A 13,899-nucleotide genomic window follows, 5' to 3' on the forward strand; every position below is an offset into this window, starting at 1 on the left:
CCGTCTCACGCGCGCCAGTCGAGTGGGACGTGCTTCGCGCGGTCCCATGGTCGTTCCCAGCCGGCGTAGTGCAGTATGCGATCGATCACTCCCGCCGTGAATCCCCAGACCAGAGCCCCTCCGACCAGGAACGCCGGGCCCCGGTGACCGCTGGGGTGAACGGTCGTCGCCCGGTTCGCCGGGTCCGTGAGATCCGCCACGGGAACCGTGAAGACCCGGGCCGTCTCGGCAGGGTCCACCGGCCCGACCGGGCTCGGGCGCCGCCACCAGCCCAGGACGGGCGTCACGACGAAGCCGCTCACCGGGATGTAGAGGCGCGGCAGGACGGCGAAGACCTGGACGCCCGTGGGGTCGAGCCCCGTCTCCTCCTCGGCCTCGCGGAGCGCGGCGTGCAGCGGACCGGCTCCCTCCGGATCGCCGTCCTCGGGGTCGAGCGCGCCGCCGGGGAAGGACGGCTGGCCCGCGTGCGAGCGCAGCGACCCGGACCGCTCCATCAGCAGCAGCTCGGGGCCGCCGGGGCCCTCCCCGAAGAGCACCAGCACGGCGGAGGGGCGGCCGCCGCCCTGCGGCGGCGGCAAGAAGCGGCTCAACTGGTGCGGCTCGATCGTCTCGGCCGCCCGGGCCACGGGGAGCAGCCACTCGGGCAACCCCTGTGAGCTGACCCCCACGCCTCCGCCGTACGTGCTCGTCATCCGGAGGCTCCCAGCGGGGCGGCCGGGCTCCCCGGGTAGTCGGAGGGCGGGCGCAGCCGCTGCCCGGGCTGGCCGCCCATCTCGTACTTCAGCAGCTTCTTCGCCTTGTCCGGATCGGTCTCGCCCTCCCCGTACGCCGGGCAGAGCGGGGCGATCGGGCAGGCGCCGCAGGCGGGCTTGCGGGCGTGGCACACGCGGCGGCCGTGGAAGATGATGCGGTGCGAGAGCATCGTCCACTCGCTCTTCGGGAAGAGCGCGGCGATCTCCGCCTCGACCTTCTCCGGGTCCTCCTGCTCGGTCCACTTCCAGCGCCGCACAAGCCGCCCGAAGTGGGTGTCCACGGTGAGCCCCGGCACCCCGAACGCGTTCCCGAGGACCACGTTGGCCGTCTTGCGGCCGACGCCGGGCAGCGTGACCAGGTCCTTCAGGCGACCCGGCACCTCGCCGTCGAAGCGGTCGCGCAGCGCGGCGGAGAGGCCCAGCAGGGACTTGGCCTTGGCGCGGAAGAAGCCGGTGGGCCTGATCAGCTGCTCCAGCGCCTCGGGGTCGGCGGCCGCCATGTCCTCGGGGGTCGGGTAGGCGGCGAAGAGCGCGGGGGTGGTCTGGTTGACCCGCAGGTCGGTGGTCTGGGCGGAGAGGACCGTGGCGACCAGGAGCTGGAACGAGTTCTCGAAATCCAGCTCGGGATGGGCATACGGGTAGACATCGGCCAGCTCGCGGTTGATGCGCCGGGCACGGCGGACGAGCGCGGTCCGGGATTCCGGCCGGGAGGGCTTCGCGGACTTGGCCGTCTTGGCGGGCTTCGCGGATTCGGCTGTCTTGGCTGCCTTGGCGGGCTTCGCATTTTTCGCGGGTTCGGCGGATGTGGCTGGCTTGGCCGCTTTGGGCACCTTCGCCGCTTTCGTCGGCTCGGCAGGCGCTTGTTCGCCCACAGCGGAATTACGAGATGCGGTCACCCGTTCGGCCCCCTTGTCCCGTGCTCTCACCGGCGTATTGGACACCCGGCCAGCCTAAGCCCAGCCACCGACATCCGGCCGGGCCACCGACGAGACCCCGCCCAATCGGACCCCTGCCGCACGGCCCGGCGGGCCAGTGCGTCAAACTTGTGATTGATCGCACTGTTTTACCGTCCGGCATCATGGGGACGACGGTCCCCTGTGCATGTCGACAAGGAGAGACTCGTGGACGACGTTCTGCGGCGCGCCCCGCTCTTCGCGGCGCTCGATGACGAGCAGGCCGCTGAGCTGCGCGCCTCCATGGGAGAGGCCACCCTCGCACGGGGTGACGCCCTCTTCCACGAAGGGGACCCGGGCGACCGCCTGTACGTGGTCACCGAGGGCAAGGTGAAGCTCCACCGCACCTCTCCCGACGGCCGCGAGAACATGCTGGCCGTGCTCGGTCCCGGTGAGCTGATCGGCGAGCTGTCGCTTTTCGACCCCGGCCCGCGCACCGCCACCGCCAGCGCCCTCACCGAGGTCAAGCTGCTCGGCCTCGGCCACGGCGACCTCCAGCCGTGGCTCAACGCCCGCCCCGAGGTCGCCTCCGCGCTGCTGCGCGCCGTGGCCCGGCGCCTGCGCAAGACCAACGACCAGATGTCCGACCTCGTCTTCTCCGACGTGCCCGGCCGGGTCGCCCGCGCCCTGCTCGACCTGTCGCGCCGCTTCGGCGTGCAGTCCGAGGAGGGCATCCACGTCGTCCACGACCTCACCCAGGAGGAGCTGGCCCAGCTGGTCGGCGCCTCCCGCGAGACCGTCAACAAGGCGCTCGCCGACTTCGCGGGCCGCGGCTGGCTCCGGCTGGAGGCGCGCGCCGTGATCCTGCTGGACGTCGAGCGGCTGGCCAAGCGGTCCCGCTGACCCACAGCGCGTACGAGGCCGAAGGGCCCCTGCCGGAATCCCCAGCAGGGGCCCTTCGACGTTCTCGGAGCTTCCCGGGGTTCTCAGATCAGCCCGTGCTCGCGCAGATAGTCCAGCTGCGCCCGCACCGACAGCTCGGCCGCCGGCCACAGCGACCGGTCCACGTCCGCGTACACGTGCGCCACGACCTCCGAGGGCGTGCGGTGGCCGTCCTCGACCGCCGTCTCCACCTGCGCGAGGCGGTTCGCGCGGTGCGCCAGGTAGTACTCCACCACGCCCTGCGCGTCGTTCAGCACCGGGCCGTGGCCCGGCAGCACCGTACCGACCCCGTCGTCCACCGTGAGCGACCGCAGGCGCCGCAGCGAGTCCAGGTAGTCGCCGAGCCGCCCGTCCGGATGCGCGACGACCGTCGTACCGCGCCCGAGCACCGTGTCGCCTGTCAGGACGGCGGCGTCGGCCGGGAGGTGGAAGGACAGCGAGTCGGCGGTGTGGCCGGGCGTGGGCACCACCCGCAGCTCGAGACCGCCGGTGGTGATGACGTCCCCCGGCTCCAGCCCCTCGTCGCCCAGCCGCAGCTCCGGGTCCAGCGCCCGGACCCGCGTCCGGGTCAGCTCGGCGAAGCGGGCCGCGCCCTCCGCGTGATCCGGGTGACCGTGGGTCAGCAGCGTCAGCCCGATCCGCTTCCCGGCCCGCTCCGCCGTCGCGATCACGTTCCGGAGGTGGCCGTCGTCCAGCGGGCCGGGGTCGATGACGACGGCGAGGTCGGAGTCCGGTTCGGCGACGATCCAGGTGTTGGTGCCGTCCAGCGTCATGGGCGACGGATTCGGCGCGAGGACGCATACGGCGCGGTCGGTCGCCGGGCCGCCGATCGCGCCCCCGCGCGGCTGGCCCGGCAGGTCGGCTGCGTTCGTCACGCTTCCCGCTCCCCCGCGGCACCCGGGATGTGCTTGGTGAACTCGTCGTGGCCCGGCCAGCTCAGCACCAGCTCGTCGCCCTCCAGCCGGGCCTGTGCGAGCACCGGGGTGAGGTCCTGGTCCGCGGCGGCCACCAGCGCGTCGTGGACCGTGCCGTGCCGCCGCAGCTGCCGCAGCGTCGCGATGGTCGGCGGCATCATCAGCAGCTCGCCCCGGTCGTAGCCGTCGGCCGCCTCCCCGGGGCGGATCCAGACCGTACGGTCCGCCTCCGTGGAGGCGTTGCGCGTACGCTGCCCCCGCGGCAGCGCGGCCACGAAGAACCAGGTGTCGTAGCGGCGCGGTTCGAACTCCGGCGTGATCCAGCGCGCCCAGCCGCCGAGCAGGTCGGAGCGGAGCACCAGGCCGCGCCGGTCGAGGAATTCGGCGAACGACAGGTCCCGGGCGACCAGCGACAGCCGGTCCGTCTCCCAGTCGTCGCCCGTGGTGTCCGCGACGACCGTGTGCGGGGTCGGGCCCGCGAGGAGCACGCCGGCCTCCTCGAAGGTCTCCCGGACCGCCGCGCACACGATGGCCTGCGCCTGCGTCGCGTCGCTCTCGTCGAGGCCCAGCCGCCGCGCCCACTGGGCGCGCGAGGGCCCGGCCCAGGCGACCATTCGCTCGTCGCGCGGGTCCACCGAGCCACCCGGATAGGCGTACGCGCCTCCTGCGAAGGCCATGGAGGCGCGTCTGCGCAGCATGTACACGGCGGGCCCGGCCGCATGGCTTCCGCGGTCGCCGTCCGTTCCGTACCCTTCCCCGTTCGCCCCGTGTCCCCCGTCCTGCCCGCCCGGCGCACCGTCCGGTCCGTCCCGCAGCAGCAGCACGGTGGCGGCCCGGCGCGGCGTCACCGGCTTCAGCTCACCGGCCGACAACAACCGGATGCGCTCTGGCCACTCGGGTGGATACCACTGGCCATTCGTAGTGGACATGGCCGAAGGCTATGCGTTTGCGGGCGGATGTTCGAGGGGCCCTGGCCGGGGCCCGGGCCGCACGGATGGGCTAGTCGGCGACCTCGACCTGGATCTCGACCTCGACCGGCGCGTCCAGCGGCAGCACCGCCACGCCGACCGCGCTGCGCGCGTGCACGCCCGCGTCGCCCAGCGCCTCGCCCAGCAGCTCGCTCGCGCCGTTGACGACGCCCGGCTGCCCGGTGAAGTCCGGGGCCGAGGCGACGAAGCCGACGACCTTCACCACCCGCACGACCTTGTCGAGGTCGCCGACCACCGACTTCACGGCGGCCAGCGCGTTCAGCGCGCAGGTGCGCGCCAGCTCCTTGGCCTCCTCAGGCGTCACCTCCGCGCCGACCTTGCCGGTCACGCCCAGCTTCCCGCCGACCAGCGGCAGCTGGCCCGCGGTGTAGACGTAACTCCCGGTGCGGACCGCCGGGACGTAACTGGCGAGCGGCGCCGCGACCTCGGGCAGCGTCAGACCGAGCCCGGCGAGCTTCTCCTCGACGGCGGTCACGCCTTCTCCCGCTTCAGGTAGGCCACCAGCTGCTCGGGGTTGTTCGGCCCGGGAACGACCTGGACCAGCTCCCAGCCGTCCTCGCCCCAGGTGTCCAGAATCTGCTTCGTGGCGTGTACGAGCAGCGGCACGGTCGCGTATTCCCACTTCGTCATGCAGCCGACTGTAATGCCTCACTCCCGGGGCCTGGTGCGTAGCCCGTGGGGGGACTGGTTAGGCTCCCCAGTGTGAGCAGGCTCCATGTCGTCAGTGGCAAGGGCGGAACCGGCAAGACCACGGTCGCCGCCGCACTCGCGCTGGCCCTCGCGGCCGATGGCAGGCGCACACTGCTGGTCGAGGTCGAAGGCCGCCAGGGCATCGCGCAGCTCTTCGAGACGGAACCGCTGCCCTATGAGGAACGCAAGATCGCGACCGCGCCGGGCGGCGGGGAGGTCCATGCCCTCGCGATCGATCCGGAGTTCGCACTCCTGGACTATCTCCATATGTTCTACAAGCTGGGTTCGGCGGGGCGCGCCCTGAAGAAGCTCGGCGCGATCGACTTCGCGACCACGATCGCGCCCGGGCTGCGGGACGTCCTGCTGACCGGCAAGGCGTGCGAGGCGGTGCGGCGCAAGGGCAAGGACGGCCGCTTCGTCTACGACTCCGTGATCATGGACGCCCCGCCGACCGGCCGGATCACCCGCTTCCTGAACGTCAACCACGAGGTGGCGGGGCTGGCCCGGACCGGCCCGATACACAACCAGGCCCAGGCCGTGATGCGCGTCCTGAAGTCGCCCCAGACGGCCGTCCACATGGTGACGCTGCTGGAGGAGATGCCGGTCCAGGAGACCGCGGACGGCATCGCGGAGCTGCGCTCGGACGACCTTCCGACGGGCGCGGTCATCGTCAACATGGTGCGGCCCGCGATCCTCGACCACGAGGCCGTCGACGCCGCCGCCAACGGCCGTCGCACGGCCGTTGCCAAGGCGCTCTCGCAGGCCGGGCTGGGCGGTGCGCGCCGCGGCGGCCTCGCCGAGCGGCTGGTCGACCCGCTGCTGGAGCAGGCGCGCGAGCACGCGGAGCGCGTCGCCCTGGAGCGGGCGCAGCGGTCCGAGCTGGCCGGTCTCGATCTGCCGCTGCACGAGCTGGAGCTGCTGACGGACGGCGTCGACCTGGCCGGGCTGTACCGGCTGGCGACGGATCTGCGCAAGCAGTGGCCGTCGTGAGCGGCCGCGGGACGGGCACGGCGCGGTTCCCCGGGCGTACGGGGCGTACGGGCCGTGCGGGGCGTACGAGGCACACGGGCGCGTACGCGGACGCCAGGGCCGGTACGGACCGCACGCACAACACAGGCGGCACAAGCGGCACACGCCGTACGCAGGAGGCGGCATGAGCATGGACGTGGCACCCAGGCTGGAGACCGACGCGCTGCTGGACGACCCGCAGACCCGCATCGTGGTGTGCTGCGGCTCCGGCGGCGTGGGCAAGACCACCACGGCCGCCGCCCTGGGCGTACGGGCCGCCGAGCGCGGCCGCAAGGCCGTCGTCCTCACGATCGACCCGGCCCGTCGGCTCGCCCAGTCCATGGGCATCGACGCGCTCGACAACGTCCCGCGGCGAGTGGAGGGCGTCGGGGACGAGGCGGGCGGCGAACTGCACGCCATGATGCTGGACATGAAGCGGACGTTCGACGAGTTCGTCGAGGCCCACGCCGATCCCGAGCGCGCCCGCGCGATCCTGGCGAACCCCTTCTACCAATCGCTTTCGGCCGGCTTCGCGGGCACGCAGGAGTACATGGCCATGGAGAAGCTCGGCCAGCTGCGGGCCCGCGACGAATGGGACCTGATCATCGTCGATACGCCGCCGAGCCGGTCGGCGCTGGACTTCCTGGACGCCCCGAAGCGGCTCGGATCGTTTCTGGACGGGAAGTTCATCCGGGTGCTGATGGCTCCGGCGAAGGTCGGCGGCCGGGCCGGGATGAAGTTCCTGAACGTGGGCGTATCGATGATGACGGGCACGGTCAGCAAGGTCCTCGGCGGGCAGCTGATGCGCGACGTGCAAACGTTCGCGGCTGCGATGGACACCATGTTCGGCGGGTTCCGCACCCGCGCCGAGGCCACCTACCGGCTGCTACAGGCGCCGGGCACGGCCTTCCTGGTGGTGGCCGCCCCGGAGCGGGACGCCCTGCGGGAGGCCGCCTACTTCGTCGAGCGGCTGGCCGCGGATCAGATGCCGCTGGCCGGTCTCGTACTGAACCGGGTGCATGGCAGTGGCGCCGAACAGCTCTCGGCGGAACGGGCCCTGGCTGCGGCGGAGACGCTGTCCCTGAAGGGCTCGGCCGTCGCGGATCCGCCGGGGGAGGGTAGTGTTCCGGCCAACCCCGGCGAGGGCGCGGAAAATCTTGGTCCCGACGGATTTGTCGATCCCGACTCAGGGAATGCTCAAGCCCGGAACGCCTCAGCAGCGGACAATTCCTCAGCAGCGGACCCCGACGTCTCCCCCACGTCGGCGGAGCGGCTGGCCGTGGGACTGCTCCGACTGCACGCGGAGCGTATGCAGGTGCTCGGACGCGAGCAGCGCACACACGACCGCTTCACGGCGTTGCACCCCGAAGTGCCGGTGGCCCAAGTGGCCGCTCTCCCGGGAGACGTACACGACCTGGCAGGGCTGCGGGCTATCGGCGATCGCCTCGCGGCGGCCCCGGCGGACCAGCCCGCCGAGTCCGACCAGTCCAACCCGTCCAAGCGCACGGCAGGCTGACACGCCCGGCCTCGGTCGCGGCGGTGGCGCTGTGGTGAGGACGGCCGACACGAAGGCCGTCAGGGCAGGCTGACGCCTACCCAGGTGCCCATGGGCACGTACGCATGACGCGGCACGTACGAATCGCCGCGTACGCATGGCACGCGGACCCAGGCCGCGGCGCCGCGGCATTCCGGCGTACCCCTGGTACGCCCGGCACGGCGCACGGCCGGGAGGGTCACAGCGCCCGCCGCGGATCCCCAATCGTCCGCACCGTCGCGCTCTGCCCATCTGTCCATGCACGTCGTCGTGTCATGTACGTGGTCGTCCATGGCGTGGCGGGCTGCCCCAGGTCCGCAGGCCCCCATGCCCGTGAACCACCTTCGCCCGGCCACGACCGGCCGCGACCACAGTCGCGGCCGCACTCGTGTCGTGCACCCTTCTCCCCGTCCCGTCGCAGATGAGAGAACAAGCCCGTGACGAGGGTGGGTGAGATGAAGTTGTGATGCGATGCGACGTCGTCGCGCACCGGCCTGCCGGCCGACCGCTATCCGACGGCAGCGAAGCGCTCGTACTCTTCGTCGTCGAAGGGCAGAATGCCCGCGCTGCGCTCGTACTCGGTGCGTGCGGTCTCCAGCAGCCTGCGCCAGGAGGTCACCGTCGGGCGGCGGCGCAGCAACGCCCGCCGCTCGCGCTCGGTCATCCCTCCCCACACACCGAACTCGACACGGTTGTCCAAGGCATCCGCAAGGCACTCGGTGCGCACCGGGCATCCGGTGCAGACCGCTTTGGCCCTGTTCTGTGCCGCGCCCTGGACGAACAGTTCATCTGGATCAGTAGTGCGGCAGGCGGCCTGCGCACTCCAGTCGGTTACCCAGCCCATGCTGGCGCCGTCCTCTCCCGAATCGGAGCTCCCCCACGGCGACAAACGGCATATTCACCGTCGCCAGTTGAGGACGTTACGGAAGGCAAGCAAGGCGCAACACCCCCGTCGGGCCCAATCTTGGATGGCCCGAACGGACTATGGGTACGCGGCAGATCACCCAACGGAGTGACCTGACGACATTTGCGATTACTGGTGCAAACCAGGGCAGTTCACCCGGCGAACGCCGGGCAGTTCGGGACACGGAACCACAATCCGGGCACGCCTCATCGCTCACTCGAGCGGCGGTGGGGATGGGGTGCGATGTGGCACAGCCGCATATGCGTGACTGGCGTGAAACAGCGTATGCGAACACGCGGTCCCCTGTCCGGCGATTCGCCACGTAGGCTGCCCCTTATGGGTTACACGCGCTCGGGCGGAGGGCTGTCCACCGCTCAACAGGCCGCCAAGTTCCTCGGCGTCAGCGCGCTGGCCGGCGCCGTGATGGCCGGTCTCGCGCTTCCCGCCGTCGGGGCATTCGGCCTCACCGCCAAGGAAACGGTCCAGGAATTCGACGATATTCCGGCCAATCTCAAGACGCCCCCGCTCAGCCAGCGGACCACGATCCTGGACGCGAAGGGCGGCGAGATCGCGAAGGTCTACTCGCGCGACCGCACCATCGTGAAGCTGGGCGACGTCTCCCCTTACATGCGCAAGGCGATCGTCGCGATCGAGGACTCGCGCTTCTACCAGCACGGGGCGATCGACCTCAAGGGCGTGCTGCGCGCCGCCAACCGGAACGCGCAGAGCGGCGGTGTCTCACAGGGCGCCTCGACCCTCACCCAGCAGTACGTGAAGAACGTCTTCGTGGAGGAGGCGGGCGACAGCAAGGAGAAGTTCGCCGAGGCCACCCAGCAGTCCATAGGCCGCAAGATCAAGGAACTGAAGTACGCGATCAAGGTCGAGAAGGAACTGGGCAAGAAGCGGATCCTGGAGAACTACCTCAACATCACGTACTTCGGGCAGCAGGCCTACGGCATCGAGGCCGCCTCCCAGCGCTACTTCAGCAAGCCCGCCAAGGACCTCAAGCTGGAGCAGGCCGCGCTGCTGGCCGGTCTCGTCCAGTCGCCGAGCCGCTACGACCCGATCACCAACCCGGACACCGCGAAGGCCCGCCGCAACACCGTGCTGCAGCGCATGGCCGACGTGAAGAACATCACCCCGGCCCAGGCCGCCGCCGCCAAGAAGAAGCCGCTCGGTCTCGATGTCAGCGTGCCGCGCAGCGGCTGCATCACGGCCACCAAGGGCGCGGGCTTCTACTGCGACTACGTCCGCCAGATCTTCCTCAACGACCCGGTCTTCGGCAAGACGGCCGAAGCGCGCGCGAAGCGCTGGAACCAGGGCGGCCTGACGATCCGTACGACGCTGGACCCGCAGGCGCAGGAGTCGGTCCAGAAGTCGATCAAGTCCCATGTGTACCAGTCCGACAAGGCCGCCACCGCCGTCTCGCTCGTCGAGCCGGGCACCGGCAAGGTCCTGGGCATGGGCCAGTCCAAGCCGTACGGCTTCGGCAAGGACCAGACCCAGATCAACCTCTCCGCGGACCACTCCATGGGCGGCTCGAACTACGGCTTCCAGGTGGGGTCCACGTTCAAGCCGATCACCGCGGCGGCCGCCCTCGAGCGGGGCACGCAGCCGTACAAGCGCTACTCCTCGCCGTACAAGATGCGGTACCCGAGCCCGGTCAGCACCTGCAAGGGCACCTGGAGCAACAGCGACGGCGCGACCGTCGAGAACGAGAACAAGAGCGAGGTCGGCCCGTACGGGATGAAGGAGGCGACCGCGAAGTCGGTCAACACCTACTTCGTCCAGATGATCAGCGACATCGGCGTCTGCCCGGTGACCGAGCTGGCCGACAAGATGGGCGTGGAGCGGGCCGACGGCAAGGAGCACCACCAGGTGCCCTCCCTCACCCTCGGCACCGAGGGCTTCTCCCCGCTGACCATGGCCAACGCGTACGCGACCTTCGCCAACCGCGGCGTCTACTGCTCCCCGGTCCTCATCGACTCGATCACCGGCCCCGGCGGCAAGAAGCTGAAGGTGCCGCAGTCGAAGTGCTCGCGCGCGATGTCCGAGAAGACCGCGGACACGATCAACACCCTGCTGCGCGGCGTGGTCGAGGACGGCACCGGCAAGAAGGCCGGCCTGCAGAGCCGGGCGAGCGCCGGCAAGACGGGTACGACGGACGAGCGCCGGGCCGCCTGGTTCGTCGGCTACACCCCGAACCTCGCGGGCGCGGTGTGGGTCGGCGGCGGCCCGGGCGCCAGCGACCTCAAGATGGAGAACATCACCATCGGCGGTGCCTACCACGAGAAGGTCTACGGCGCGGACACCCCCGGTCCCATCTGGAAGGACGCGATGAGCGGCGCGCTGGACGGCAAGCCCGCGCCGAACTTCGTCACTGTGCCGATCAAGGACCCCAACGCGCGCAAGCCCTCCCCGCCCAAGAAGCCGGGCCGGGAGAAGCCCGGCCGCGACAAGCCCGGGAACGGCGGCGGGGACAACAACCCCTGGCCGGACATCTCCCTCCCGCCGGGCGTGATCGGCGGCGGCAACGGGAACGGCGGCAAGGGGAACGGCGGCTTCGAGTGGCCGCGGTAGCGGTACGCGCGGCCGGCTGAGCTGCCTGAACGCGGAAGGGGCCCGGACAAACCGTCCGGGCCCCTTCTCTCATATCCGATCTGCCCCTTACCCGCCCGCGAGCTGCCGCTTCACCGCGGCGGCGACCCGGCCGCCCTCGGCCCGGCCCGCGATCTTCGGGTTCACGATCTTCATGACCGCGCCCATCGCCCGCGGCCCTTCGGCGCCGCCCGAGGCGGCCTCCCGTACCGCCTCGGCGACCAGGGCCTCCAGCTCGTCGTCCGTCAGCGGCTGCGGCAGGTACCCGGCGAGCACCTCGCCCTCGGCCCGCTCCCGCTCGGCCTGCGCCGCCCGGCCGCCCTTGTCGAACGCCTCGGCCGCCTCGCGGCGCTTCTTCGCCTCGCGCGCGATGATCTTCTCCACCTCGTCATCGGACAGCTCCCGGGCGCTCTCACCCGAGACCTCTTCCCTCGAGATCGCGGTGATGGTGAGCCGGAGCGTGGAGGAGCGCAGCTCATCGCGCGCCTTGATCGCTGCCGTGAGATCGTCCCGCAGCCTGGACTTGAGCGTGGTGGTCATGGCGTCGAGTCTGCCAGCACTGGCCGGGAATCACCCGAAGATTTCTCCCCCGGCGGCGTTCTGCGACCATGGGGACCATGCGCGCGCGATACGGAGTACCTCTGGGAATCACGGCGGTCGGCGCAGCCGGTCTCGCCTACGCCGTCGGCTTCGAAGTGCGGTCCTTCAGGCTCCGCCGCATCACCGTGCCCGTGCTGCCGCGCGGCATGCGGCCGCTGCGCGTCCTGCAGGTCTCCGACATCCACATGGTGAGCGGGCAGCGCAAGAAGCAGCGCTGGCTCCAGTCTCTCGCCGGCCTGCGCCCCGACTTCGTCGTGAACACCGGCGACAACCTCTCCGACCCGGAAGGCGTCCCGGAGGTCCTCGACGCGCTCGGCCCGCTGATGGAGTTCCCCGGGGCGTACGTCTTCGGCTCCAACGACTACTACGGACCGAAGCCGCGCAACCCCGCCCGCTACCTACTGGAAAAGGCCAGCGGCCGCCACGGCCTGAACGGCAACCCCCCGGTCGTCGGCGCCGTCCACAATCCGTGGACGGATCTGCGCGACGCCTTCGACGCGGCCGGCTGGGTCGGCCTGTCGAACACCCGCGGCCGGCTCAAGCTGGACGGCATCGAGATCGCCCTCACCGGCCTCGACGACCCGCACATCAAGCGCGACCGCTACGCCGAGGTCGCCGGCGGCCCCGAATCCGGCGCGGACCTCTCCCTCGCCGTCGTCCACGCCCCGTACCTCCGCGTCCTCGATGCCTTCACCGCCGACCGCTACCCCCTGATCCTCGCGGGCCACACCCACGGCGGCCAGGTGTGCATCCCCTTCTACGGCGCCCTGGTCACCAACTGCGACCTGGACACCCGTCGCGTCAAGGGCCTCTCCACCCACGAGGCCGGGGACCACACCTCCTACCTGCACGTCTCCGCAGGCTGCGGCACCAACCGCTACACCCCCATCCGCTTCGCCTGCCCCCCGGAGGCCACCCTCCTCACCCTCACCCCCCAGGCCCCCTGACCCATCTCCCCGCTCCGACCTGCGAGGCCCCGAAAACCGGATTTCGTGTCTGGCCACAGGTCCGCTAAAGTAGAGCTCGTTGCTTCGGGGTGTAGCGCAGCTTGGCAGCGCGCTTCGTTCGGGACGAAGAGGTCGTGGGTTCAAATCCCGCCACCCCGACTGAAGGAACACCAGGTCAGGGGCCTGATCCGCGAAGGCGGGTCGGGCCCCTGACGCGTTCCGGGGGCCATGTTGCGTGACATTCTCGGAATCCGGCCCCAGACGGAGATCACCGGTGCGTCGCTCTCCAGTGATCAGGGCACCGCCGCCCTCCGGGGATCCTCGCCCCTCGTATGGCTGATGCGGGGTCAAGGTGCGTCCCTACACTGTGCACACCGCGACATCAGGCTTCTGGGGGATCGATGTTTCGACGAGCGGTGTCGGCACCTGTGGGACCTGGAGAGGGGGCGGCGGCGACCGGCCTCCCGCGGGCGCGTCGGCTGTGCGCCTGGGCGTTGGATTTCGCCGTCGTCGTGGCAGTCGCCGTGCTGCTCGGCACGTTCACCTTCCATCGGATCAGTGCCGAGGTGACCGATGTGACGAGCCTGGCGGGGACCAGCGCTTGGGAAGTCATCACTTCCAAGGGCGATCTGGCGGGGGCGGGTCGGGACGTCGGAGAGTCGCTTTGGCGGGACGCGGTGAGCGCCGTCCAGCAGGCATTCGCAGCGCTGGTGGTGTTCACCTTCGCCTACCACTTCATCTCGCTGGCCGTGATGGCCCGCACCCCGGGGCAGGCGTTGACGGGCCTGTGCGTCGTACGGCGCGCCGGCGGCGGGCGGCCCGGGAAGGGCCGGGGTGCGGTGCGGGCCGGGGTGATCACGCTGATCGACGTCGGCTGGTACGCGCTGGCCTGCTGCCTGCTGGTCGAGGGCGCGATCGTCCTCTCGGTCGTGTGCTGGATCGTCGCCGTGGCGTTCTTCGCCCTCGACGCGGTGCTGGCGCCGGTCGGGTCCCGGAGGTCGCTGGCCGACCGGCTGGCCGGCGTCACGGTCACCGGCGCGTGGCGCGTCCGCGCCGCGCTCGCCCGGATCGGCGGGCGAGAGCGCGGCGGGCTGGTCGGCTGACGACGGGGTCGGCCAACGTCCGGCG

The 13,899-nt window shown here is 71.1% G+C and carries 14 protein-coding genes and 1 tRNA gene; 7 read left to right on the plus strand and 8 right to left on the minus strand.

Annotation, left to right across the window (positions count from 1 at the left end; translation table 11 throughout):
* Positions 1-5 precede the first annotated feature (5 nt).
* Together ACH4SI_RS11605 and nth are read right to left on the minus strand one after the other, a co-directional pair.
* Positions 6-692, minus strand: a complete 687-nt coding sequence (locus tag ACH4SI_RS11605) for an NUDIX hydrolase (RefSeq protein WP_398295338.1) — start codon at positions 690-692, stop codon at positions 6-8.
* Positions 689-1,624 (minus strand): endonuclease III, encoded by a 936-nt coding sequence (nth, locus tag ACH4SI_RS11610; RefSeq protein ID WP_398295341.1) that lies wholly within the window; start codon positions 1,622-1,624, stop codon positions 689-691. The genes ACH4SI_RS11605 and nth overlap by 4 nt, the downstream gene beginning before the upstream one ends.
* A gap of 249 nt (positions 1,625-1,873) precedes the next feature.
* Between nth and ACH4SI_RS11615 the strand changes: the two genes are divergently transcribed.
* Positions 1,874-2,548, plus strand: a complete 675-nt coding sequence (locus tag ACH4SI_RS11615) for a Crp/Fnr family transcriptional regulator (protein WP_009716739.1) — start codon at positions 1,874-1,876, stop codon at positions 2,546-2,548.
* 83 nt (positions 2,549-2,631) lie between these two features.
* Here ACH4SI_RS11615 and ACH4SI_RS11620 read toward each other — a convergent pair whose 3' ends face one another.
* From ACH4SI_RS11620 to ACH4SI_RS11635, 4 genes are all read right to left on the minus strand, one after another.
* Entirely contained in the window at positions 2,632-3,462 is an 831-nt protein-coding gene (locus ACH4SI_RS11620) for an MBL fold metallo-hydrolase (protein WP_398295344.1), read from the minus strand.
* A complete protein-coding gene (locus ACH4SI_RS11625) occupies positions 3,459-4,430 on the minus strand; it encodes an NUDIX hydrolase (RefSeq protein ID WP_398295346.1) in 972 nt (323 codons plus the stop codon). Before ACH4SI_RS11625 ends, ACH4SI_RS11620 begins: the two co-directional genes overlap by 4 nt.
* 70 nt (positions 4,431-4,500) lie before the next feature.
* Positions 4,501-4,965 (minus strand): RidA family protein, encoded by a 465-nt coding sequence (locus ACH4SI_RS11630; RefSeq protein ID WP_398295348.1) that lies wholly within the window; start codon positions 4,963-4,965, stop codon positions 4,501-4,503.
* The gene (locus tag ACH4SI_RS11635) at positions 4,962-5,120 is read right to left on the minus strand and encodes a DUF4177 domain-containing protein (protein WP_003967454.1); all 159 of its coding nucleotides are present in this window, start codon (positions 5,118-5,120) and stop codon (positions 4,962-4,964) included. Before ACH4SI_RS11635 ends, ACH4SI_RS11630 begins: the two co-directional genes overlap by 4 nt.
* A 72-nt stretch (positions 5,121-5,192) precedes the next feature.
* Here ACH4SI_RS11635 and ACH4SI_RS11640 point away from each other — a divergent pair, with 72 nt between their 5' ends.
* Entirely contained in the window at positions 5,193-6,170 is a 978-nt protein-coding gene (locus ACH4SI_RS11640) for an ArsA-related P-loop ATPase (RefSeq protein WP_398295350.1), read from the plus strand.
* Between the two features lie 163 nt (positions 6,171-6,333).
* Positions 6,334-7,704, plus strand: coding sequence for an ArsA family ATPase (locus tag ACH4SI_RS11645; RefSeq protein WP_398295352.1), 1,371 nt, complete (start codon positions 6,334-6,336; stop codon positions 7,702-7,704).
* A gap of 526 nt (positions 7,705-8,230) precedes the next feature.
* Here ACH4SI_RS11645 and ACH4SI_RS11650 read toward each other — a convergent pair.
* Positions 8,231-8,566: a WhiB family transcriptional regulator gene (locus tag ACH4SI_RS11650; protein WP_030829787.1), complete on the minus strand. Its 336-nt coding sequence runs from the start codon at positions 8,564-8,566 to the stop codon at positions 8,231-8,233.
* 396 nt (positions 8,567-8,962) lie between these two features.
* Here ACH4SI_RS11650 and ACH4SI_RS11655 point away from each other — a divergent pair, with 396 nt between their 5' ends.
* Positions 8,963-11,206 (plus strand): transglycosylase domain-containing protein, encoded by a 2,244-nt coding sequence (locus ACH4SI_RS11655; RefSeq protein WP_398295355.1) that lies wholly within the window; start codon positions 8,963-8,965, stop codon positions 11,204-11,206.
* A gap of 87 nt (positions 11,207-11,293) precedes the next feature.
* On the opposite strand, the gene ACH4SI_RS11660 is transcribed toward ACH4SI_RS11655, so the two are convergent.
* A complete protein-coding gene (locus ACH4SI_RS11660; RefSeq protein ID WP_398295357.1) occupies positions 11,294-11,764 on the minus strand; it encodes a GatB/YqeY domain-containing protein in 471 nt (156 codons plus the stop codon).
* 77 nt (positions 11,765-11,841) lie between these two features.
* Between ACH4SI_RS11660 and ACH4SI_RS11665 the strand changes: the two genes are divergently transcribed.
* The 3 genes from ACH4SI_RS11665 to ACH4SI_RS11675 all read left to right on the plus strand — a co-directional run bounded on the left by ACH4SI_RS11665 (position 11,842) and on the right by ACH4SI_RS11675 (position 13,874).
* The gene (locus tag ACH4SI_RS11665; protein ID WP_398295359.1) at positions 11,842-12,771 is read left to right on the plus strand and encodes a metallophosphoesterase; all 930 of its coding nucleotides are present in this window, start codon (positions 11,842-11,844) and stop codon (positions 12,769-12,771) included.
* Positions 12,772-12,856: 85 nt separating this feature from the next.
* Positions 12,857-12,930, plus strand: a tRNA-Pro gene (locus ACH4SI_RS11670).
* A 269-nt stretch (positions 12,931-13,199) separates the two neighbouring features.
* Positions 13,200-13,874, plus strand: coding sequence for an RDD family protein (locus tag ACH4SI_RS11675; RefSeq protein ID WP_398295361.1), 675 nt, complete (start codon positions 13,200-13,202; stop codon positions 13,872-13,874).
* The last annotated feature ends 25 nt before the right edge of the window (positions 13,875-13,899 follow it).

The organism is Streptomyces sp. NPDC021212, assembly GCF_044332925.1.
Classification (GTDB): Bacteria; Actinomycetota; Actinomycetes; order Streptomycetales; family Streptomycetaceae; genus Streptomyces.